The 21145-nt window shown below is 70.4% G+C and carries 20 protein-coding genes; 12 read left to right on the top strand and 8 right to left on the bottom strand.

The window, feature by feature from the left end:
• Window positions 1–68 precede the first annotated feature (68 nt).
• Entirely contained in the window at window positions 69–2453 is a 2385-nt protein-coding gene (locus ABIA35_RS00610; protein ID WP_370356074.1) for a discoidin domain-containing protein, read from the top strand.
• Window positions 2454–2488: 35 nt separating this feature from the next.
• Here ABIA35_RS00610 and ABIA35_RS00605 read toward each other — a convergent pair whose 3' ends face one another.
• Both ABIA35_RS00605 and ABIA35_RS00600 read right to left on the bottom strand, forming a co-directional pair.
• Complete coding sequence (locus ABIA35_RS00605; protein WP_370356072.1) at window positions 2489–3325, bottom strand: nuclear transport factor 2 family protein; 837 nt, start codon at window positions 3323–3325, stop codon at window positions 2489–2491.
• Between the two features lie 77 nt (window positions 3326–3402).
• Window positions 3403–4446: a LysR family transcriptional regulator gene (locus tag ABIA35_RS00600; RefSeq protein ID WP_370356070.1), complete on the bottom strand. Its 1044-nt coding sequence runs from the start codon at window positions 4444–4446 to the stop codon at window positions 3403–3405.
• A 155-nt stretch (window positions 4447–4601) separates the two neighbouring features.
• On the opposite strand from ABIA35_RS00600, the gene ABIA35_RS00595 reads away from it, so the two are divergent.
• On the top strand, window positions 4602–5522 hold the full coding sequence (locus ABIA35_RS00595; RefSeq protein WP_370356068.1) for a zinc-binding dehydrogenase: 921 nt from the start codon (window positions 4602–4604) through the stop codon (window positions 5520–5522).
• A 61-nt stretch (window positions 5523–5583) separates the two neighbouring features.
• Entirely contained in the window at window positions 5584–6015 is a 432-nt protein-coding gene (locus tag ABIA35_RS00590) for a nuclear transport factor 2 family protein (protein WP_370340053.1), read from the top strand.
• A gap of 15 nt (window positions 6016–6030) precedes the next feature.
• On the opposite strand, the gene ABIA35_RS00585 is transcribed toward ABIA35_RS00590, so the two are convergent.
• The 3 genes from ABIA35_RS00585 to ABIA35_RS00575 are packed head-to-tail and all read right to left on the bottom strand — an operon-like array spanning window position 6031 to window position 7184.
• Window positions 6031–6447: a VOC family protein gene (locus ABIA35_RS00585; RefSeq protein WP_370340054.1), complete on the bottom strand. Its 417-nt coding sequence runs from the start codon at window positions 6445–6447 to the stop codon at window positions 6031–6033.
• Window positions 6437–6679: a hypothetical protein gene (locus ABIA35_RS00580; RefSeq protein ID WP_370356066.1), complete on the bottom strand. Its 243-nt coding sequence runs from the start codon at window positions 6677–6679 to the stop codon at window positions 6437–6439. The genes ABIA35_RS00585 and ABIA35_RS00580 overlap by 11 nt, the downstream gene beginning before the upstream one ends.
• A 34-nt stretch (window positions 6680–6713) precedes the next feature.
• The gene (locus ABIA35_RS00575) at window positions 6714–7184 is read right to left on the bottom strand and encodes a GNAT family N-acetyltransferase (RefSeq protein ID WP_370356632.1); all 471 of its coding nucleotides are present in this window, start codon (window positions 7182–7184) and stop codon (window positions 6714–6716) included.
• Window positions 7185–7255: 71 nt separating this feature from the next.
• Between ABIA35_RS00575 and ABIA35_RS00570 the strand changes: the two genes are divergently transcribed.
• Window positions 7256–7891: an MBL fold metallo-hydrolase gene (locus tag ABIA35_RS00570; protein ID WP_370356064.1), complete on the top strand. Its 636-nt coding sequence runs from the start codon at window positions 7256–7258 to the stop codon at window positions 7889–7891.
• A gap of 51 nt (window positions 7892–7942) precedes the next feature.
• On the opposite strand, the gene ABIA35_RS00565 is transcribed toward ABIA35_RS00570, so the two are convergent.
• Window positions 7943–8593: a TetR/AcrR family transcriptional regulator gene (locus ABIA35_RS00565; RefSeq protein WP_370356062.1), complete on the bottom strand. Its 651-nt coding sequence runs from the start codon at window positions 8591–8593 to the stop codon at window positions 7943–7945.
• 95 nt (window positions 8594–8688) lie between these two features.
• Here ABIA35_RS00565 and ABIA35_RS00560 point away from each other — a divergent pair, with 95 nt between their 5' ends.
• Window positions 8689–9720, top strand: coding sequence for a medium chain dehydrogenase/reductase family protein (locus ABIA35_RS00560; protein ID WP_370356060.1), 1032 nt, complete (start codon window positions 8689–8691; stop codon window positions 9718–9720).
• Between the two features lie 58 nt (window positions 9721–9778).
• Window positions 9779–10192, top strand: coding sequence for a nuclear transport factor 2 family protein (locus ABIA35_RS00555; protein WP_370356058.1), 414 nt, complete (start codon window positions 9779–9781; stop codon window positions 10190–10192).
• 109 nt (window positions 10193–10301) lie between these two features.
• Here ABIA35_RS00555 and ABIA35_RS00550 read toward each other — a convergent pair whose 3' ends face one another.
• Complete coding sequence (locus tag ABIA35_RS00550; RefSeq protein WP_370340061.1) at window positions 10302–11195, bottom strand: LysR family transcriptional regulator; 894 nt, start codon at window positions 11193–11195, stop codon at window positions 10302–10304.
• 108 nt (window positions 11196–11303) lie between these two features.
• Between ABIA35_RS00550 and ABIA35_RS00545 the strand changes: the two genes are divergently transcribed.
• The 4 genes from ABIA35_RS00545 (at window position 11304) to ABIA35_RS00530 (ending at window position 15829) form a co-directional block, all read left to right on the top strand.
• On the top strand, window positions 11304–12008 hold the full coding sequence (locus ABIA35_RS00545) for a succinate dehydrogenase cytochrome b subunit (RefSeq protein ID WP_370340062.1): 705 nt from the start codon (window positions 11304–11306) through the stop codon (window positions 12006–12008).
• A complete protein-coding gene (locus ABIA35_RS00540) occupies window positions 12005–13954 on the top strand; it encodes a fumarate reductase/succinate dehydrogenase flavoprotein subunit (protein WP_370356056.1) in 1950 nt (649 codons plus the stop codon). Before ABIA35_RS00545 ends, ABIA35_RS00540 begins: the two co-directional genes overlap by 4 nt.
• Window positions 13951–14700 carry a succinate dehydrogenase/fumarate reductase iron-sulfur subunit gene (locus tag ABIA35_RS00535; protein WP_370356054.1) on the top strand — a complete coding sequence of 250 codons (750 nt, stop codon included), beginning with the start codon at window positions 13951–13953 and terminating at the stop codon, window positions 14698–14700. The genes ABIA35_RS00540 and ABIA35_RS00535 overlap by 4 nt, the downstream gene beginning before the upstream one ends.
• 190 nt (window positions 14701–14890) lie before the next feature.
• Window positions 14891–15829 carry a chitinase gene (locus ABIA35_RS00530; protein WP_370356052.1) on the top strand — a complete coding sequence of 313 codons (939 nt, stop codon included), beginning with the start codon at window positions 14891–14893 and terminating at the stop codon, window positions 15827–15829.
• 193 nt (window positions 15830–16022) lie between these two features.
• Here ABIA35_RS00530 and ABIA35_RS00525 read toward each other — a convergent pair whose 3' ends face one another.
• Window positions 16023–16403, bottom strand: a complete 381-nt coding sequence (locus tag ABIA35_RS00525; RefSeq protein WP_370356050.1) for a MerR family transcriptional regulator — start codon at window positions 16401–16403, stop codon at window positions 16023–16025.
• A 179-nt stretch (window positions 16404–16582) separates the two neighbouring features.
• Here ABIA35_RS00525 and ABIA35_RS00520 point away from each other — a divergent pair, with 179 nt between their 5' ends.
• Window positions 16583–17656: an alkene reductase gene (locus ABIA35_RS00520; RefSeq protein ID WP_370340067.1), complete on the top strand. Its 1074-nt coding sequence runs from the start codon at window positions 16583–16585 to the stop codon at window positions 17654–17656.
• Window positions 17657–17722: 66 nt separating this feature from the next.
• A complete protein-coding gene (locus ABIA35_RS00515) occupies window positions 17723–21088 on the top strand; it encodes a DUF4132 domain-containing protein (protein ID WP_370356048.1) in 3366 nt (1121 codons plus the stop codon).
• Window positions 21089–21145: the final 57 nt, after the last annotated feature.

Here is a 21145-nt window from a genome sequence, read left to right as displayed (position 1 = left end):
TATGACCCGTACGAAAGTTACACCTCCATGTCGAAAGAGCGTCACGCCAGCCAGGAGGATCCCCCACCATGTCGGTCACCCGCCGAAGATTCCTCACCACCGCCGCGGCCGGCTCGGCCGCGGCCCTGATCGCCGGACCGGAGCTGCTCGCGGCCCCGGCGCGCGCGGCGAGCCCCGCCGGCGACGTCGTCGGCAAGATCACAGTCGGCTACCAGGGATGGTTCGCCTGCGCCGGGGACGGTGCGCCGATCAACGGCTGGTGGCACTGGTCCCAGAACTGGTCGCAGACGCCGTCGCCGTCCAACAACGTCATCAAGGCGTGGCCGGACATGCGCGAGTACACGCACGCTTACCAGACCGCGTACGCGAACCTCGGCAACGGCCAGCCGGCGACGCTGTTCTCGTCCTACGACCAGCAGACCGTCGACACCCACTTCCTGTGGATGCAGCAGAACGGCTGCGACACCGCGGCCCTGCAACGCTTCAACCCGAACAGTTCCGAGGGCCCGACCCGGGACGCGATGGCGACCAAGGTGCGCTCCTCCGCCGAGACCTACGGCCGCAAGTTCTACGTCATGTACGACGTCACCGGCTGGACCACGATGCAGGCGGAGATCAAGACCGACTGGACCGCCAAGATGTCGGCCCTGACCGCCTCGTCCGCCTACGCGCGCCAGAACGGCAAGCCGGTCGTGGGCATCTGGGGCTTCGGCTTCAACGACGCCAACCATCCCTGGGACGCCCCGACCTGTCTGGACGTGATCTCCTGGTTCAAGAGTCAGGGGTGTTACGTCATGGGTGGTGTGCCCCGCGAATGGCGCACCGGCACCGGCGGCTCGCGCTCGGGCTACATCGGCGTCTACCACGCCTTCGACATGCTCTCGCCGTGGATGGTCGGCGCGATCGGCACGGCGGCCGACTCGGACAACGCCTACACCACCCTGACCGTGCCCGACCTCGCCGACTGCACCGCCAACAACGTCGACTACCAGCCCTGCGTCCTGCCCGGCGACGTGTCGGGACGGCAGCGGGTCCACGGCGACTTCATGTGGCGGCAGTTCTACAACATGGCCCGCGCCGGGACGCAGAGCGTCTACATCTCGATGTTCGACGAGTACGGCGAGGGCAACCAGATCGCCAAGACGGCCGAGAACCAGTCCATGACGCCGACCGGCTCCGGCCTGCTTGCGCTGGACGAGGACGGGACCGCCTGCTCGTCGGACTACTACCTGCGGCTTACCGCGGACGGCGGCCGGATGCTGAAGGGACAGATCGCGCTGACCGCGACCCGCCCGACGCAGCCGGTGCTCAGCTCCGGCGGCGGCTCGGGGAACCTGGCCCTCGGCAAGCCGACCTCGGCCAGCGGCACCTCGCAGGGCTACGCCTCCGCGAACGCCGTGGACGGCGACCCGAACACCTACTGGGAGAGCGTCGACAGCGCCTTCCCACAATGGTTCCAGGTCGATCTGGGTTCGGCCACGGCCGTGGCGTCGGTGGTCATGAAGCTCCCGGCGGCGTGGGGCGCCCGCACGCAGACCCTCACCCTGGCCGGCAGCACCGACGGCACGACCTTCAGCACCCTGGCCGGTTCGGCCGGCTACACCTTCGATCCGGCGTCGGGCAACAGCGTGACGGTGACCTTCGGCACCGCCTCCGTCCGCTACCTGCGGGCCACCTTCACGGCGAACACCGGCTGGCCCGCCGGGCAGCTCTCGGAATTCCAGGTGTACGCGCCGAGCGGCGGCGGCGGAGGCGACACCACGCCGCCCTCCGCGCCGACCAACCTCAGCGTCACCGGGCACACCTCGACCAGCGTCTCGCTGTCCTGGACCGCGTCCACCGACAACGTCGGGGTCACCGGCTACCAGGTGAAGGTGAACGGCGCGACGGCGCTGACCACGGCCGCGACGACGGCGACGGTCACCGGCCTGTCCCCGTCCACGACGTACAGCCTCGCCGTAGTGGCGACCGACGCGGCCGGGAACCTGTCCCAGCCCTCTGCGACGGTCTCGGCGACGACAGGTCCGACCACGAGCGCGAACCTGGCGCTCGGGAAGCCGACCTCCGAGAGCGGCCACACGCAGAGCTACGGATCGGCGAACACCGTGGACGGCGACCCGAACTCCTACTGGGAGAGCGTCGACAACGCCTTCCCGCAGTGGCTGATGGTCGATCTCGGGGCGGCGACATCGGTGTCGCGCATCGTCTTGAAGCTGCCGCCGGCCACCGCGTGGGCCGCACGCACCCAGACGCTTTCGGTCACCGGGGGCGCGGACGCCAGTGCGGCCTCGACGCTGGTCGCCTCCGCCGGCTACCGCTTCGACCCGGCGACGGGCAACGCGGTCACGATCACCTTCGCGGCGGCCAGTGTGCGCTACGTCCGGCTGACGTTCACGGCGAACACCGGCTGGCCTGCCGGACAGATATCAGAGTTCGAGGTCTATGCAAGCTGAGGACTGCACGAACTGAGGATCGGGCCGGCTACCAACTACCAGCGGACCTGCATGGCGTTGCGCAACATGGACGCCTGCGTGAAGTCCTGCAAGGTCCGCATGGTGGTGTCGGCCATCTTCTGCATGATCTGCTTCAGTTCGGCGGGCCGGGGTGTGATCAGGCCCCTGATGAGGTGGCTGACCTGGCCCTGCCGGAGCATCCACACCTCGTAGTGGGTGATGTCCAGCCTGCCGCCCCGGCCGCCGACGCTCGCGGTCGCTTCCACGCACAGCGCCTGCGGTGTCTCGACGAAGCGCGACACGGTTTTCAGAGCCGAATTCAAGCCGCCGCCCCAGAAACGCTGTAGCGCGCCGATGACTTCGTTCCGGCCGTACACGACGCTGCCCGCGTTGGAGTATCGGAGATCCGGCGCGAACACCGCGGCCAGGCCGGTGGGATCCTGGGCGCCGCTCGCGGCCCAATAGCGCCGGTACACGTCCTGGCCCTGCGTGGGCCCGGCCGGGGTAGGCACCGGCGCCAGGGCGCGCGGCGCGATGCTTCCGTTGGCGTGGAAGCGGATGCGGCCGGCGTCGATCACGAACACGTCGTAGCTGAACACCTGCGCATAGGCGGTGGACTGCACCGATTCCACGCAGAAGGCATCGCCCAGGTCGACGAAGCTCTCCACCCCCGAGGTGGCGATCGGCCCGGCCACGCCGATCAGCTGCTCCAGCGCCCCGGCGATCTGCTCGACGCCGCTCAGCACCTGCCCGCTCGCACTCGAGACCTGGACGGCATCCGGGTGGAACATCTCCCGCACCGCCGCCACGTCCCCGGCGGCCAGCGCCGCACACCACCGATGGTGGAACATCTGCGCAGAACTCAGCTGCATGACCCGATCCCTCCCGACCACTGCACACCTGTCCGGCCAGGCTCGCACGCCGGCAGCCGGCCGGGTGCGGGGATTTTCTACGCGTGGTGTTTAGCGTTGCTAATGCTTGATGCGCCGGCCTCCTCGACCTCCGACACGTCGCCGGCCGGCAGCCAGTCGCGCTCCGGCTGGTACTCAAGCCACCGACTCCGGCCGCCGACCTCGGCGAAAGCGCGCAGCAGCGGTGCGAGGCCGGGGTGCGGGTCCGCCGCGCGCCACACCAGCGACCACGCGTACAGCGGCGTCGGCTCCACGAGCGGGAGAGCCCGGACCCGGATACGCTCCGGCAGCTCCAGATCCGCCGGCACCAGGGCGAAGCGCGCCGGGTCCGCCGCCACCTGCTCCAGGAAGTGGTCGATGCCGAGGTTGGCGCCGCCGGATTCGGCGCGGATGGCGAAGTGCTCTGCGAACCGCTGGTAGAAGTCCAGCCGTTCCAGGGCCGCCGGGCACCACAGGATGCTGTCGCGGAGTTCGTCGGGGCGGACCTGCGTCCGTCCGGCCAGCGGATGCCCTTCGCCGACCACGACGTCCACCGGCTCCAGCCGGACCAGCCGGACCAGCCGGTGCGGATACGCCGCGTCCCGCGCCCCGCCGACCCCGTGCACCCGCCCGAAACCCACGTCGGTCGCGGTGCGGGCCAGGGCGTCCAGGACACCGGGCAGGTCGCGGCCGGGGCCGGTCTCGACGGTGACGGTGTCGATGGCGTTGATGGCGTTGATGGCGTCGGCGGTGGCGGTGTCGGCCAGGTGGTCGATGACCGTTGCGAGGGTCCGCATCGGGGCGAACAGGTGGCCCCAGAAGTCGATCCGCAGCGGCCGGTCGACGAGGCGCGCGGCCGCCACCGCGAGGTCGCCGTCGGCCAGGGTCCGGCGGGCGGGCTCCAGGAAGCGGCGTCCGGCATCCGTCAGCTCGACGGCGTGCCCGCCGCGCAGGAACAGCTGCACGCCGAGTTCGGCCTCCAGGCGCGCGATGCGCTTGGACAGTGCCTGCTGGCTGACCGCGAGCTGCTCGGCGGCCTGCCCGAAGTGCAGCCGCTCCGCGGCCGTGACGAACGCCCGCACCTGCGCCAGATCAAGATCCATGTCTCCACCTTGGCCTACCACCGATGGTTGTCGAAACCGCCGGCCGGTTGTTGGACCGGCCTTCGCGCCCGGTGGTCTTCTTGATCTCGCAAGGAGCGGTGACCAGAAGAAACAAGCAGGCGACAAGCAGCAAAAGGCAGCAAGGGGAGAACGCCATGAAGGCCATGACAGCCACCGGCCGGCCCGGTCCGTCCGTCGAACTCGCCGCGGTGGACCAGCCGCAGCCGCGTCCGGACGAGGCGCTGGTGAAGGTGGAGGCGTACTCCGTCAACCGCGGCGAGACCCTCCAGCTCGAGGCGCCGCGTCCGGACTGGCGGCCCGGCAAGGACGTCGCGGGCCTGGTGGTCCAGGCCGCGGCCGACGGCTCGGGCCCGGCGGCCGGCACCCGGGTCGTGGGGCATCCCCCGCAGGGCGGCTGGGCCGAGTACGTGGCGGTCCCGACCTCTTCGCTGGCCGAGCTGCCGGACACGCTGCCGGCCGTCACGGCCGCCGCGCTGCCGCTGGCCGGGCTCACCGCGCTGCGCCTGCTGTACGTGACGCGCTCGGCCGCCGGACGCAGGGTCCTGATGACCGGGGCGTCCGGGGGCGTGGGCCACTACTTCGTGGAGCTCGCCGCCGCCGCGGGTCTGGAGATCACCGCGGTCAGCTCTTCGGCCGAGCGCGGCGCCCGGCTGCTGGAGCTCGGCGCGGCCCGGGTCGTGCCCTCGATCCAGGACGCGGACGGACCCTTCGACGTGGTTCTGGAGTCCATCGGCGGGCCGAACCTGGCGGCCGCGCTGGCCAAGCTGGCCCGGCGCGGGACGCTGGTCTGGTTCGGCCAGGCCGGCCGGCAGCCGGCGACGCTGGACTTCTTCGACTTCTTCGCCGGCCCCGAATCGGCCGCCATCCGGCACTTCCACTACGCCGACTCGGACTCGACCTACGGCCAGGACCTGCAGACCCTGGTCCGCCTCGTCGCCGCCGACCGCCTGCACCCGGAGATCGGGCTGGTGGCCGACTGGACCGAGACCGCCGAGGTGCTGACCCGGCTGCGCGACCGGGGCGTCCGCGGCAACGCGGTCCTCACCATCGCCTGACCGGCACCATCGCTCGACCTGACCTTCCCCGCAGTGCGTCACTTATAAAAGGAGCATGATCATGAACGCCGTCACCGATTCGAAGACCGCCACCGACCCGAAGACCGTCGTCGTCCGCTACGTGGAGGCCGTGCGCGACGGAGACGCCCAGGCCATCTTCGACAGCTTCGCCGAGGACGCCACCTGGCTCTACCCGGGCAGCCTGCCGATCTCGGGCCTGTGGGAGGGGCGCGAGGCCATCATCAACGACTTCCTCGGCGGCATGGGCGCCTACCTGGACACCTCGGCGCCGGTGGTCATCGCCCTGGTGAACGCTTTCGCCGACGGGGAGCAAGTGATGGCGGAGTGGACGTCCAAGGCGACCGCCGCCAACGGCGCGACGTACGACAACCGCTGCGCGGCGGTGTTCACGGTCCGGGACGGGAGGATCACGTCGGTGAAGGAGTACGCGGACACGCACCACGTCGCCGCCGTGCTCTTCCCCGAGGCCTGAAACGAGCGGCAGCCGCTAGGCCCCCGCGCGCGGATGCCCGCGATACGTCCCGAAAGACCAGCGGTTCCCCTCGGGGTCCCGCACCCGGAAGTCCCGGGACCCGTAATCGGTCTCGTACACCTCCTGCAGTACTTCGGCACCGGCCGCCTTGGCCCGAGCGAACAGCTCGTCAGGGTGGTCGGTGACGACGTACGCGCCGAACCCGCCGGGCTCCAGCGGCCACGCGTCGCCGTCGGACGGCCTGGCCGAGCCGAGCATGATGCCGCCGCCCTCGGGCCAGGCGAGTTCGGCGTGGTGGACCTGGTCGCCGTCCTGGTACACCACGGTCGCCTCGAAGCCGAAGGCCTCGGTGAGGAAACGGATGAGGGCCGGCGCGTCCGTCGCCCGCAGCGTGGGCCAGACCTGCGGCGGGGGAGTCGTTTCAGTGGTCATGGGAGTCATCTCCTTCGTGGTCGCTTCCAGCCTCACTCGCCGGGTACGGATCGGGGTGCGCGATCACGGTGAGCGGATCGTCGAGCGTGAGGATGAGCGTCAGGTACGGCGAAGGCAGCCCGCGGTGCCGCGTCGGCGCGACCCCGGCCTGCGGATAGCCCGAGTACCAGCCGACGAAAGAGCGCAGTGCGGTCCCCGGCGGCTCGCGAACGGACTCCTCGACAGGCTCCACGCCACCATTCTCGCCAGCCCTCAGGCGTTCGGCATCACGTCAGAGCCTTCTCGAACCAGTGGTCGGCGTACGGGCCGTCGTTGAAGGCCGGGACCTCGCGGTAGCCGTGGCGCGCGTACATGGCCCGGGCTTCCACCAGGTCGTGCCGGGTGTCCAGGCGGATGGCCCGCGCGCCGAGCTCCACCGCCGCGCGGTCGGCCGCGCCGAGCAGCAGCCCTCCGCCGCCGGAGCGCCGGAACTCCGGGCGGATGTACATCCGGCTCAGCTCGCCCAGATCCGCGGCCGGCATGCGCACGCCGACGCAGCCGGCCGGCTCGCCGTCCATGCTCGCCACCAGGAACACGGCCAGATCGTCGTTGGGCTCGTCGCGCATCGCCGCCTCGACCTCGCCCGGCAGACACGGCCGGCCCCAGTAGCGGCTCACCAGCTCGTCGTAGTACGAGACCAGCAGTTCCTGCGCCTCTGGTTCCCGCACGTCAGCGCGGCGTACCGTCCACGCGCTCATGGTCCTCACCCGAACATCATCACGGTGCCGTCATCCGATTAACCGGTGCGCGGGCGCCTACAGTTCTCATCATGCAGCTGATTAAGCACGCCCACGCCTGTGTCTCGTTGGTAGGCGACCAGGGCCGCATCGTCATCGACCCGGGGACGCTCACCCCCGACGCGGCCGAAGCGGTGGCCGCGGCCGAGGCGGTCCTGATCACCCACGAGCACTTCGACCACTTCGACGAGGAACTGCTCGCCAAGGCCCTGGACGCCCGGCCCGAACTGCGCGTCTACGGTCCCGAGAGCGTGGTCGGGCGCTGGGAGGGGCGGCGCGGCCAGATCACGGCGGTGGCCGCCGGCGACCGGCACACCATCGGCGGCTTCGACATCGCCGTGTTCGGCGAGCTGCACGCGCTGATCCACCGCGACATGCCCCGGGTGACGAACGTCGGCTACCTCGTCGACGAGCGCCTCTACCACCCCGGCGACGCCTACCACGTGCCGGAGGCACCGGTGGAGACGCTGCTGCTGCCGACCAGCGGGCCGTGGACCAAGCTCGGCGAGGCGGTGGACTACGTGCGCGAGGTCGCGCCGAAGCGGGCCGTGCAGATCCACGAGATCCTGCTCAGCGACATGGGCCAGCAGTCGGCCAAGGCGATGGTCGGCAACCTGACGGAAGTCCAGGTCTCGATCGTGCCGGCCGGCGACTCGATCACCGTGTGACAACAGACCCCTGATACCGGCTTCGCGATGAAGCCCGCCGTCGCAGGCGGATCAGGAGCCTGCGACGGCCTCGACCTCGGCCGCGTACAGTGCCGCGGGGTCGAATCCCATGCCGTTGAAGTGCCCGGCGATCTCCAGCGACAGCACGCCGTGCAGCCGCGTCCAGAAGATGAGAGCCCGGTGCAGTGTCGGCGGCTCTCCCGCGCGTGCGCCGGCCCAGCCGTTGTGCTCGGCCAGATGCGGCTGCAGCGGTGACGGCGGCAGCGCCGCGAGCCCTTCGGCGCCGCCGGCTTCCAGCAGCATCGTCATCACCTCGTAGGTGATCCGCGTGGTGTCCTCAGGTGCTTCATAGCCGGGGATCGGCGTGCCGTAGACCAGGAGATAGCGCTGGGGATCCGCCAGCGCCCAGGTGCGCATCGTCTGAGCCAGGCCCCTGAGATCCGCGCCTTCGGCGACGGCTGCGCGGATCGTGTCGGCCAGGCTCTGGTAGGCGTCCCGGATGAGCGCGGTGATCAGCTCGTCGCGGTTGGCGAAGTAGCGGTAGAGCGCCGGTCCGCTCATCCCCATCTGTTTGGCGATGGCGTTCAGCGACAGCGCGGAGGCGCCCGCGGTCGCGATCTGCTCCCACGCGTGCTGCTTGATCTCCTCCTGCACCTGTGCTCGATAGCGCTGCCTGGGTGTTTCCGTCTCTGCCTGGGTCATGGTTAGAGGCTATCACTGGTGCGATTGACATTCACTCGACGGAGGAGTTATAACTTGTAACGAACGCAAGAGCTTCTACAGAAAGGGCCGCGGCCATGACCGATCAGACTCTCGTCCAGGTGGTTCTGCCGGGGATCGTCGAGCCGGAGGACCTGCGGGTCCAGCGCACGGCCGTGCCGCAGCCCGGCGCCGGACAGGTCGTCATCGCGATGGAGGCCACCGGGGTCTCCTTCGCCGAGCAGCAGATGCGGCGCGGCCGCTACTACGACCAGCCGCCGTTCCCCTTCGTCCCCGGCTACGACGTGGTCGGCCGGGTGTACGCGGTCGGCGCCGGCGTGGACCCGGGCCTGCTCGGCCGGCGGGTGGCCGTGCTGACCAAGGTCGGCGGCTGGTCCAGCCACGTACTGGCCGACGTCCGGGACGCGGTGGAGGTCCCCGAGGGGCTGACCGCCGAGCAGGCCGAGACCGTGGTGGTCAACGGCATCACCGCCTGGCAGATGCTGCACCGGCGGGCGCACGTCCGGGCCGGCCAGACGATCCTGGTGCACGGGGCCAGCGGCGGCGTCGGCTCGGTCCTGACCCAGCTCGCGCTGGCCGCCGGGGTGACGGTGATCGGCACCGCCTCCCCCCGGAACCACGAGGCGCTGCGCGCTGCGGGCGTCATCCCGGTCGACTACCGCGCCGGGAACGTGCCCGAGCAGGTGCGCGAACTGGCCCCGGGCGGCGTGGACGCGGTGTTCGACCACGTCGGCGGGCGCAGCGTCATCGACTCCTGGCACCTGCTGGCCCCCGGCGGCACGCTCGTCTCCTACGGCAGCGCCTCGACCCGCGACGACAGCGGCTGGAAGCAGTGGCCGGTGCTGAAGATCGTGCTCCGCGCCCTGCTGTGGACCGCGCTGCCCAACGGCCGCAGCGCGTCGTTCTTCAACATCTGGGCCGGCAAGAAGCTGAACCAGAACCGCTTCCGGGCCCGGCTGCGCGCCGACCTCACCGAGGTCTTCGCGGCCCTGCGGCGCGGCGACATCGTCACCCCGATCGCGGCCCGGCTGCCGCTGGCGCAGGCCGGCGAGGCGCTGCGGCTCGCGGAGTCCGGGACCGTCTCCGGGAAGATCGTCCTGACCCCCTGAGCTGTATCAGATCCCTTATCCAGTACGAAATCCAGTACCGAATACAAGGAGAGCCACCATGAACGCCGACACCAACCTCCCCGAGATCGCCATCGCCTTCGCCGCGGCCTGGAACGGCACCCCCGCCGAAGCCCTCGGCGCGCTGTTCACCTCCGACGGCACCTACACCGACCACGCGATCAACGTCACCATGACCGGCCAGGAGCAGATCTCCGGCTGGAAGGCCCGCACCGACAGCATGATCGAGAACGTGAAGGCCACCGTGATCGCGGCCTACCGCGCCGGCGACCGGGTGACGATCGAGAGCGTCTACGCCGGGCACATCAAGGGCGCCCCGAAGCCGTTCGCGGTCCCGATGGCCTCGCTGCTCGAAACCCGCGGGCTGTTGGTCACCTCGAACCAGGACTTCTACAGCCTGAGCTCGGTCCTGGCGCAGTCCGGCCTGCCGGCCGACTGGACCCCGGAGTCCTGAGCCGAGCCCTGAGCCGAGCCCTGAACCCGAATCCTGAACCGGCTGCCCTGTCCGCGAAACACGCCGAAAGCCTCCGAGGCCCGGCGTGATTCGCGGTGTCAGCCCGCCGTCAGCCTGCCTTGGCGCGCTCGAGCAGCGTCCGCCGGAACTCCTGCGCGGCGCCCGGCAGCGCCACATCGGTCCGGTGCGCCAAGGCGATCGTGCGGTGCAGAGCCGGCGGCGCCATCGGCGTCACGCGCAGTCCCGGATCGGCGTTGCGCGCCACCATGCTCGGCACGATCGCGACGCCCAGGCCCGCCCGCGCGAAGCCGAGCACCGCGTCCATCTCCCCGCCCTCGACCGCGAAGACCGGCTCGAAGCCCTGCGCCCGGCACGCCGCCACGGTCAGATCGCGCAGGTCGTACCCGTGCCGGAACATGATCAGCTGCTCGTGTTCGAGGTCTGCGACGCGCACCTGCCGGCCGTCGCCCGGCGGCGGCAGGTTCGGCGCCGAGACGACGACGAGGTCCTCCTGCAGCAGCTCCTCGGTGGTGAGCGCGGGCGAGGGGGACGGCAGCGGCAGCACGACCAGCGCCAGGTCCAGGGCGCCGCGGGCCAGGTCCCGGACCAGGTCGTGCGACCCGCTCTCCTGGATCTGCAACTGGATCCCGGGATAGCGGCGGTGGTAGATGCGCAGGACATCCGGAAGCAGTCCCGTGCACAGCGACGGCGTCGCCCCGAGCCGTACGTGACCCCGTCGCAGCTCGGCCAGCTCCTGTACCTCGCGCCGCGCCGCGTCGGCGTCGGCCAGGATGCGGCGGGCCATCGGGAGCAGGGCCTCGCCGGCGTCGGTCAGCGTGATGTTCCCGCGGGCGCGCCGGAAGAGGTCCGCGCCGAGCTCGTGTTCCAAGGCTCTGATCTGTTGCGACAGTGAGGGCTGCGTCACATGCATGGCCTCGGCGGCGCGGGTGAAGTGCCGGGTCTCGGCGACCGCGATGAAGTAGCGGAGCTGGTGGAACTGCATGTTTCTTGATCCTTTTCCGGGTCCCCTTCACCATCATAGGCTGCGGCTATCGTCACCAGCTGATCCATGTCTTGGACCAATCGACTGCCGGCTCTTAGCGTCAAGCCCATGGTTACCGCTACGTGGACGGACCGGCGTCCGCCTTCCCTGCGCACGGCCTGGGACAGCTCCGTCGGCAAGAAAACCGTCATGGCGGTGAGCGGGCTGCTCATGGTGCTCTACCTGCTGGCCCACGCGTTCGGGAACCTCAAGGTCTTCTTCGGGCCCGGTCAGTTCGACAGCTATGCGCACTGGCTGCGCACCATGGGCGAACCGGTCATGCACTACAGCTGGACGCTGTGGGTCATCCGCGTCGTGATGGTCGCCGCGGTGGGCGCCCACGTGGTGTCCGCCTACCAGCTCAGCCGACGGGACCTCCGGGCCCGTCCGGTGCGCTACGAGCACCGCAAGGCCGGCAGCAGCCACGCGACCCGGACGATGCGCTGGGGCGGGGTCATCCTGCTGCTGTTCCTGATCTGGCACATCCTCGACCTGACGACCGGCACCGTGCACTCGGGGTTCCAGCCGGGCCATCCCTACGCGAACGTCGTCTCCACGTTCAACAACTGGTACGGCGACGTCATCTACATCGTCGCGGTCTGCGCGCTCGGCCTGCACATCCAGCACGGCTTCTGGTCCGCCGCGCAGACCCTCGGCGTGGGCAGCGTGAAGCGCGACCGTCTGATCAGGACCACCGGCAACGTGGTCGCCGTGCTGCTCACGCTCGCCTTCGTGGCGGTGCCGGTGGGCGTGATGAGCGGAGTGGTGAAGTGACCACCTATAGCGATTACACCGTCGGCGACCCGATCGCCGACGCCAAGGCCCCGGCCGGCCCGATCGCCGAACGCTGGGACACCCGGCGCTTCGAGGCCAAGCTGGTCAACCCCGCCAACCGCCGCAAGCGGAAGGTGATCGTCATCGGCACCGGCCTGGCCGGCGGTTCGGCCGGCGCGACGCTGGCCGAGGCGGGCTACCACGTCGTGCAGTTCTGCTTCCAGGACTCGCCGCGGCGCGCGCACTCGATCGCCGCGCAGGGCGGGATCAACGCCGCGAAGAACTACCGCAACGACGGCGACTCCGTGCACCGGCTGTTCTACGACACCGTCAAGGGCGGCGACTTCCGCTCCCGCGAGGCGAACGTGCACCGGCTGGCGCAGATCTCGGTGGAGATCATCGACCAGTGCGTCGCGCAGGGCGTTCCCTTCGCGCGCGAGTACGGCGGCCTGCTCGACACGCGCTCGTTCGGCGGCGTGCAGGTCTCGCGCACCTTCTACGCGCGCGGTCAGACAGGACAGCAGCTGCTGCTCGGCGCGTACCAGGCGATGATGCGGCAGGTCGCGGCCGGCAACATCGAGCTGCACGCGCGCACCGAGATGCTGGACCTGATCGTCGTCGACGGCCGGGCCCGCGGCATCGTCGCCCGGGACCTGCTGACCGGCGAGATCTCCACGCACTTCGGCGACGCGGTGGTCCTGGCGTCCGGCGGCTACGGCAACGTCTACTACCTGTCGACCAACGCCATGAACTCCAACGCGACCGCCATCTGGCGCGCGCACCGCAAGGGCGCCTTCTTCGGCAACCCCTGCTACACGCAGATCCACCCGACGTGCATCCCGCGCACCGGCGACCACCAGTCGAAGCTGACGCTGATGTCGGAGTCGCTGCGCAACGACGGCCGGATCTGGGTGCCCAAGGCCAAGGGCGACGAGCGTCCCCCGGAGAAGATCCCCGAGGACGAGCGCGACTACTACCTGGAGCGCCAGTACCCGTCCTTCGGCAACCTGGTGCCCCGCGACATCGCCTCGCGCGCCGCGAAGAACGTCTGCGACGAGGGCCGCGGCGTCGGTCCCGGCGGGCAGGGCGTGTACCTGGACTTCGCCGACGCCATCAAGCGGCTGGGCCGCAAGGCGGTCGAGGAGAAGTACGGGAACCTCTTCGAGATGTACCAGCGGATCACCGACGAGGACCCGTACCGCGTCCCGATGCGCATCTACCCGGCCGTGCACTACACGATGGGCGGCCTGTGGGTGGACTACGACCTGCAGACCACGATCCCCGGCCTGTTCGCGGTCGGCGAGGCCAACTTCTCCGACCACGGCGCGAACCGGCTCGGCGCCTCGGCCCTGATGCAGGGCCTGGCCGACGGCTACTTCGTGCTCCCGGCGACGATCAGCGACTACCTGGCCCGGACCGCCGGCGAGGCGCCGGTCACCGCCGACCACCCGGAGGCCGTCGCGGCCGTCCGCGAGACGCAGGAGCGCCTGGCCGCGATCCTGGCCGTGGACGGCGACCGCACGCCCGACTCGTTCCACCGCGAGATCGGCGAGCTGATGTGGGAACTGTGCGGCATGGCGCGCGACGAGGCCGGGCTGCGCAAGGCCCTGGACCGGATCCCGGCGATCCGCGAGGAGTTCTGGCGCCGCATCAAGGTCCCCGGCACCGGCGAGGAGTTCAACCAGTCGCTGGAGAAGGCCAACCGCCTCGTCGACTACTTCGAGCTCGCCGAGCTGATGTGCCTGGACGCCTTGCACCGCAGCGAGTCCTGCGGCGGCCACTTCCGGACCGAATCGCAGACCCCTGACGGCGAGGCGGCGCGCAAGGACGACGAGTTCTCGTACGTCGCGGCCTGGGAGTACACGGGCATCGGGCAGGCGCCGGTCCTGCACAAGGAAGAGCTCGACTTCGAATACGTCCACCCTGCTCAGCGGAGTTATGCATGAAGCTCACAGTGCGGGTCTGGCGGCAGGCGAATGCCTCCCAGCCGGGCCGGATGCAGCCGTACGAGGTCGACGGCATCAGCCGCGACATGTCGTTCCTGGAGATGCTCGACGTCCTCAACGAGCAGCTGATCACCAGCGGCGAGGACCCGGTGGCCTTCGACCACGACTGCCGCGAGGGCATCTGCGGCGCCTGCTCGCTGATGATCGACGGCGAGGCGCACGGCCCGGAGAAGAAGACCACGACTTGCCAGCTCCACATGCGCAGCTTCCGCGACGGCGCGACCATCGACGTCGAACCTTGGCGCGCCGCCGCCTTCCCGGTGGTGAAGGATCTCGTCGTGGACCGCTCGGCGATGGACCGCGTGATCCAGGCCGGCGGCTACATCACCGCGCCGACCGGCGCGGCTCCCGAGGCCCACGCCACCCCGATCCCCAAGCCCGCGGCCGATCTCGCCTTCGAGAACGCCGAGTGCATCGGCTGCGGGGCCTGCGTCGCGGCCTGCCCGAACGGTTCGCTGAGCCTGTTCACCGCCGCGAAGGTCAACCACCTCAACACCCTTCCGCAGGGTGGACCCGAGCGCGAGACCCGCGTCGTCGGCATGCTCGCGCAGATGGACGCCGAGGGCTTCGGCGGCTGCACGCTCACCGGCGAATGCGCGACGGCCTGCCCGAAGGGGATTCCGCTGGCTTCGATCGCGGCTATGAACAAGGAGTGGCTGCGGGCTCAGCGAAAGGCTTCGCGCTAAGGGTTCTGCCATCAGGGTCCGCCGGGTTTGTCATCCGGCGGACCCTGCACGCTGTCCGCCTCTTGACGCACCGCCTCCGGGTGCCTACTCTCCCGCATGGAGTAAGTAAAGTTTACTAACACTCCGTCGCGCCGGAACACAGGTATCACCCCCACGCACCTGGAGGATCCGCATGCCCAAAAATCTTCGCATGGCCTTGATATGCGGCACGGCCGCGCTGCTGCCCGTCGCCGCCGTCAGCGTCGCCGCGACCGCCAACGCGGCGCCCGCGGCCAAGGCCGCCGGGGCGAGCTTCCCGGCCCACTACTCCGCGCCGTACCTGCAGATCTCTTCGTCGGACGCCGGCGACCTGGCCAAGGACATGTCCGCCAGCGGCGACAAGTTCTACACGCTGGCCTTCCTCACGCCGAAGTCGGGCTGCACCCCCGAGTGGGAGGACGGCGGCGACTCGGTGGGCGCGTTCAGCTCCCAGATCACCGCGCTGCAGAACGCCGGCGGGAACGTCATCATCTCCTTCGGCGGCGCCTCGGGCGGCGAGCTGGCCGAGAAGTGCACCTCGGTCTCCAGCCTGGAAGCGGCGTACGCCAAGGTCGTCAGCACGTACCACGTCACGCGCCTCGACTTCGACATCGAGGGCAACGACCTGGACAACAAGACCGCGAACTCCCGCCGGGACCAGGCGCTGGCCGCGCTGCAGAAGGCGAACCCGAGCGTGCAGGTCGACTACACCCTGCCGGTCGACCCCACCGGGCTGGAGTCCAACGCCACCACGCTGCTCAAGGACGCCAAGAGCAAGGGCGTCGCGGTGAAGGTCGTCAACATCATGACGATGGACTTCGGCGACGGCGAGAACGCGCTGAACGACGCGGAGTCCGCCGCGAAGGCCACCGCCCCGCAACTCCAGTCGATCTTCGGCGTCTCCAGCAGCCAGGCCTGGGGCATGCTCGGCCTGACCCCGATCGCCGGCCACAACGACGACAACGAGAACTTCACCCAGTCCAACGCCTCCACGCTGGAGAGCTTCGCCGCCTCGCACGGAGTGCAGGAGCTGGCGTTCTGGGAGGTCGACGGCTACGACAAGGGCACCGGTTACGCCTACTCGAAGATCTTCAACAAGATCACCGGCTAGCGGCCGACCCGGACGTCGTCCCGCGATGAGCCGCCCGAGCAGAACGCTGATCCACAAAGGGAGAAGCGTATGCGACGGCGGCTGATCGCGCTCACCATGGGCGCGGCGGTACTCACCGCCGGAACCGCTCAGGCCGCACCGGTACGGGTGCGCGCGAGGATGCCCGGGCTGAGGCCTGGCGCGCGGGTCGCCCTCAGGCCGCAGCGGATTCCCGCACCAGCGCGTCCCGATGCGCCCGCCCCGCCGCCATCAGCTCTTCCAGCGAATCCCGCGTCCGCACGAGCTCCTCAATATGGTGCGACAGCCTCGCGTGTTCCTGCGCGAGCCGCTCCAGAGCCGCGTCGGAGTTCTCCTGGCTCGGCGCGTTCACGCACGGCAGCACCTCGGCGATGGTGCGGCTGGACAGGCCGGCCTCGTAGAGCCGCTGGATGAAGCGGACCCGGGCCACCTCGTGCTCGGTGTAGTGCCGTTGGCCGCTGGGACTGCGCGTGCTGCTGACCAGTCCCTGCTCCTCGTAGTAGCGCACCGACCGGACGCTCACTCCCGTCCGGGCCGCCAGCTCGCCGATGCGCATCGGCTTCCTCCTCATGGAATGCGTGGGATCCGTGGGATCCGTGGAATCCGTGGAATCCGTGGAATCCGTGAAAGTCCGTGAGATCCGCGCCACAGGCCCTTGCCTCTGACATCGATGTCAGGTTTTAGCGTAGCCGACGTACCCGAGAGCCGGGTTCGCGAAGCCGCGGAGGAGCTGCCGTGACCACCTTGTTCACTCCCCACCAGCTGGGCGGTCTGACCCTGCCCAACCGCGTGGTGATGGCCCCGATGACCCGCGTCCGGGCCGCCGCCGGCGGGCTTGCCACGCCGTCCATGGCGACCTACTACGCGCAGCGCGCGACCGCCGGGCTGATCGTGACCGAGGGCGTGCAGCCCAGCCTGGTCGGCCAGTCCAATCCCGGCACCCCGGGCCTGTACACCGACGAGCAGACCGTGTCCTGGCGCCCGGTGACCGACGCCGTCCACGCCAACGGCGGCCGGGTCTTCGCGCAGATCATGCACGGCGGCCGGGTCTCACATCCGGACACGATCGGCACCCGGCCGGTCGGGCCCTCGGCCGTCCCGGCCGCGGGCTCGGTGTTCACCCCGACCGGCATGCAGCCCGCGCCGGTTCCCCGCGCCCTGGACACCGACGAGGTGCCCGAGCACGCCGAGTCCTACGCGCTGGCCGCCCGCCGGGCCGTGGAGGCCGGGTTCGACGGCGTCGAGTTGCACGGCGCCAACGGCTACCTGATCTCGCAGTTCCTGTCCTCGAACGCCAACCTGCGCACCGACCGCTACGGGGGCCCGATCGCCAACCGCATCCGGTTCGCGGTGGAAGCCGCCGCCGCGACCGCCGAAGCCGTCGGCGCGGAGCGGACCGGCATCCGGCTCTCGCCCGGCGCGCGGATCTGGGGCGTGGAGGACGCCGACGTGCCCGAGCTCTACGCCGCGCTGCTGGCCGAGCTCACCGGACTGGGACTCGCGTACGTCCACCTGGAGGGCACCGCCGACGACGACCTGCTGCTCGGGCTGCGCCGGATCTGGCCGGGCACGCTCATCGTGAACCCGACCGCGCCGATGAGCCCGAAGCAGACCGGCCCCTCCGACGCCGAACGCTGGCTCGCCCACGGCGCCGACCTCGTCAGCTTCGGCCGCGCCTTCCTCGCCAACCCCGACCTGGTGGAACGCCTCCGCATCGGCGCGCCGCTGGCCCCCGTCGACGAGGCGACGTTCTACCAGGGCGGCGACCGCGGATACCTGACCTACCCGGCCTACCAGCACGCCGCCTGACCACTCCCGTGTCAGGGACCTTCGCTACAGTCCCGGACACCAGCACGCACCCACGGGGAGTGACCGATGAGCGGCGCCACCACGACCGACATCCCGTCGGAGGACATCAGCGCGATCCCCGAGGCGATGCGCCGCCTCGTGATCCCCCGCCGCGGCGGTGCCCCGGCCGGACCGCTCGCCGTCGCCCCGGACGCCGCCGCGTACTACGCGACCTGGCTGGACAAACAGAGCTCTGTCATCGCCGGTATCTTCGACGACGAGGCAAGCGAAGCCGATCTGGTCGAGGAATACCGGGCCTCCCAAGGCGACCTCGCCGCCGCCACACCGTTGGCGGCGGCGATCGCGGCGGCGTTGGCGATGTCGGAGGACACGCCGACCTACAAGAACCTCACCGGCATCACCGACGCCTGGATCGCCGTGCGCGGCCTCGCGTTCGCCGCGGCGGCGACGGTCGAACTGCAGGGAGTGCGGGCCTCAGGCGCGTACCGCCTGGGAGCGCGCATCCAGCCCTGCCTGTCCCGTCGGGACACCGTCGCCTACCAAGACCTCTCCGATTCCTCGAAGTGCTTCGACCTCGCCGTCCGTCTGCGGCAGCATCTGGCGGTGGCGGGGGAGGAGGACTATACGCAGGCCTCTGAGACACTCGCCGGATACCGGGCGTCGCTGGCGAATCCGACAGGGATCGCGGCGGTGCGGCAGCGGGTACTGACCTCATTCCTGCTCCCAGAGCACGAGGACTGGGTCGAAGCCGACTTCGCCTTCCTCGGATCGCGGCAGGACCACCTGCCGCAGTGGCTGGCGGTCGCCTCGATCACGACGGAACACCTGGCGGCCGTCTTCCCGGCGGGGAGCACCTTCCCGTGGTACGTCACCCGGGAGCCGGCCGCGTTGTGGACCGCCCTCGACGCGGTCGGCGTCCAGCTGCTCCCGACCCTGATCACCTGGCTCGGCAGCGAGGTGAACGCGGATTCCATCCAGCAGCTGCTCCCGGTCGTCGCCGCCGTCCCGTCCACGGACGCCTTCCGGTTCCTGCTGGACAACATCGACAAGAAGTACTACACGGCCACGGCCCAGGCCGCCGCCAAGAACTTCCCCCGGCGCGCCCTGCACGTGCTTGCCGACGCCGCGCTCCGCCACACCCCGCGCGGCCTGTCCGCCGCCAATGTGTTGCGCCTGCACATAGTCGCCAACGACGCGCTCGTGCAGGACGAACTCCCGAACCTCACTCCGGCGCTGCGCGAATACGTCGAGAAGGTCCGCGCCGCCAACGTCCGCCTCCCCGATGCCGACCCCGGCGTGCTCCCGCCGCTCTTCGTCAGCCCGCCGTGGCTGTCCGCCGTGAAGCCGGCCAAGCCGGTCGTCATCGCGGGGCTCGTCGCGCCGACCGAGACCGTCATGGCCTGGCAGGACGGCGAGGAAGAGCGGTGGGCTTCCGCGCAGCTCATCACGAATGCCCAGTGGAAGCTCGACAGCTGGGAGGACATCGCCGGCCGCATCGGCACCGGCGGCACGGCGGGCTGGTACGCGAACAGCCACTTCGCCGTCGACGGCCCCGAGGACCTGGTGCGCTCGGTCCTCCCCCGCTGGGAGCCCGACTCCTGGCAGGCCGGGACGTGGATCCCGTGCCTGGTCGCGCGGTTCGGCCCCGAGGCCCTGCCGCCGATCCTGAGCCTGGCCCGCAGCGACCCGGCCTCGGGCAGCGTCTTCCTCGGCCCGTTCGCCGCCCCCGGGATCGCGCTGCTGGCCGCGGACTGGCTCAGCCGGTTGAAAACCGCCCGGCCGTTCGCGCTGGCCTGGCTGACGCGGCACCCGGGCGTCGCGGCCAGAACCCTGATACCGGTCGCGCTCGGCAAGGCCGGCAAGGCGCGCGGTGCCGCCGAGCTGACGATCCGCACGCTCGCCGCACGCGGATTCGCCGACGAGATCGCCGAGGCCGCCGCGGGCTACGGCGACGCCGCGGCGCGGGCGATCGCCGCGATCGTCGCCGACGACGGCACCCTCACCCTGCCCAAGGTGATGCCGGCCATCCCCGAATGGGCCGAGCCCGGATCGCTGCCGCAGGTCCTGCTCAAGGGCCGGCAGGCCGCGCTGCCCCGGGAGTCGGTGGAGTACCTGCTGCTCATGCTCGCGGTGTCCAAGTCGGCCGAGCCGTACGCCGGGATCGAGAAGGCGAAGGACATCTGCGACCCGGAGTCCCTGGCCGCTTTCGCGTGGGCCCTGTTCGAGAACTGGCGCGGCGTCGAGTACCCGGCGAAGGAGAGCTGGGCCTTCGACGCGCTGCGGTGGTTCGGCGACGACGAGGCGGTGCGGCGCCTGTCCCCGCTGATCCGGCTGTGGCCCGGGGAGAACGGGCACCAGCGCGCCGTCGCGGGTCTGGACGTCCTGGCCGACATCGGCGGCACCGTGGCGCTGATGCACCTCTACGGCATCTCGCAGAAGGTCAAGTTCAAGGCGCTGAAGGAGCGGGCGACGCAGCGGGTCACCGAGATCGCCGACGACCTCGGTCTCACCGCGGAACAGCTGGGCGACCGTCTCGTCCCGGACCTCGGCTTGGCGTCCTCCGGGACGCTGTCCCTGGACTATGGTCCGCGGCAGTTCACCGTCGGGTTCGACGAGCAGCTCAAGCCGTACGCCGCCGACCAGGCCGGCAAGCGTCTCAAGGCCCTGCCGAAGCCGGGGGCCAAGGACGACGCCGAGCTCGCACCGGACGCCTACCAACGGTTCTCCGCCTTGAAGAAGGACGCGCGGACCCTCGCCGCGGACCAGATCGCCCGCTTCGAACTGGCCATGGTGACGCAGCGCCGCTGGACGTCCCAGGAGTTCCGCGAGTTCTTCGTCGAGCATCCCCTGCTGCGCCACATCGTCCGACGCCTGGTCTGGGGTGTGTTCACGGACGACGGCTTCAGCGGCGCCTTCCGAGTCGCGGAGGACCTGAGTCTGGCCGACATCTCAGACGACGAATACGCCCTCGCCGACGACGCGATGATCGGCATCGTGCATCCCCTGCACCTCGGTGCGGACGTGGCCGCGTGGTCCGACGTGTTCGCCGACTACGAGATCCTGCAGCCGTTCGCGCAGTTGGGCCGGACCGTGTTCGCGTTCACGGAGGAGGAGAAGGCCGCCAACAGCCTCACCAGGTTCGAGGGCATCGACATCCCGGTCGGCAAGGTCCTGGGCCTGGAGCGGCGCGGCTGGTACCGGGGTGCGCCGCAGGACGCCGGGATCCAGGGCTGGATCACGCGGGCGCTTCCCGGCGGCGGCGAGATCACCGCGACCCTCGACCCGGGTATCACCGTCGGCTACGTCGACGAGTGGGGCGCGACGCAGCGGTTCAAGGAGATCGTCATCGGCGCCCGCCCGGTCTTCGGGGACCTCGACGCGATCACGGCTTCCGAGATCCTGCGGGACCTGACCGATGTAACGACGCAGTGATCTGATCAGGCCCGCAGCGGGACGGTGAACAAGTTCCCTGAGACGTCCCGGCACCGC

The sequence above is a fragment of the Catenulispora sp. MAP12-49 genome (genome assembly GCF_041262705.1).
Taxonomy (GTDB): domain Bacteria; phylum Actinomycetota; class Actinomycetes; order Streptomycetales; family Catenulisporaceae; genus Catenulispora.
The sequence above is the reverse complement of the archived record's forward strand: the minus strand, read 5'-3'. Positions and strand labels throughout refer to the sequence as shown.

Coding starts and splice junctions, on each gene's coding strand:
- ABIA35_RS00610 (WP_370356074.1), top strand. CDS start 69: ATGTCGGTCACCCGCCGAAGATTCCTCACCACCGCCGCGGCCGGCTCG.
- ABIA35_RS00605 (WP_370356072.1), bottom strand. CDS start 3,325: ATGCAGCTGAGTTCTGCGCAGATGTTCCACCATCGGTGGTGTGCGGCG.
- ABIA35_RS00600 (WP_370356070.1), bottom strand. CDS start 4,446: ATGGATCTTGATCTGGCGCAGGTGCGGGCGTTCGTCACGGCCGCGGAG.
- ABIA35_RS00595 (WP_370356068.1), top strand. CDS start 4,602: ATGAAGGCCATGACAGCCACCGGCCGGCCCGGTCCGTCCGTCGAACTC.
- ABIA35_RS00590 (WP_370340053.1), top strand. CDS start 5,584: ATGAACGCCGTCACCGATTCGAAGACCGCCACCGACCCGAAGACCGTC.
- ABIA35_RS00585 (WP_370340054.1), bottom strand. CDS start 6,447: ATGACCACTGAAACGACTCCCCCGCCGCAGGTCTGGCCCACGCTGCGG.
- ABIA35_RS00575 (WP_370356632.1), bottom strand. CDS start 7,184: ATGAGCGCGTGGACGGTACGCCGCGCTGACGTGCGGGAACCAGAGGCG.
- ABIA35_RS00570 (WP_370356064.1), top strand. CDS start 7,256: ATGCAGCTGATTAAGCACGCCCACGCCTGTGTCTCGTTGGTAGGCGAC.
- ABIA35_RS00565 (WP_370356062.1), bottom strand. CDS start 8,593: ATGACCCAGGCAGAGACGGAAACACCCAGGCAGCGCTATCGAGCACAG.
- ABIA35_RS00560 (WP_370356060.1), top strand. CDS start 8,689: ATGACCGATCAGACTCTCGTCCAGGTGGTTCTGCCGGGGATCGTCGAG.
- ABIA35_RS00555 (WP_370356058.1), top strand. CDS start 9,779: ATGAACGCCGACACCAACCTCCCCGAGATCGCCATCGCCTTCGCCGCG.
- ABIA35_RS00550 (WP_370340061.1), bottom strand. CDS start 11,195: ATGCAGTTCCACCAGCTCCGCTACTTCATCGCGGTCGCCGAGACCCGG.
- ABIA35_RS00545 (WP_370340062.1), top strand. CDS start 11,304: ATGGTTACCGCTACGTGGACGGACCGGCGTCCGCCTTCCCTGCGCACG.
- ABIA35_RS00535 (WP_370356054.1), top strand. CDS start 13,951: ATGAAGCTCACAGTGCGGGTCTGGCGGCAGGCGAATGCCTCCCAGCCG.
- ABIA35_RS00530 (WP_370356052.1), top strand. CDS start 14,891: ATGGCCTTGATATGCGGCACGGCCGCGCTGCTGCCCGTCGCCGCCGTC.
- ABIA35_RS00525 (WP_370356050.1), bottom strand. CDS start 16,403: ATGCGCATCGGCGAGCTGGCGGCCCGGACGGGAGTGAGCGTCCGGTCG.
- ABIA35_RS00515 (WP_370356048.1), top strand. CDS start 17,723: ATGAGCGGCGCCACCACGACCGACATCCCGTCGGAGGACATCAGCGCG.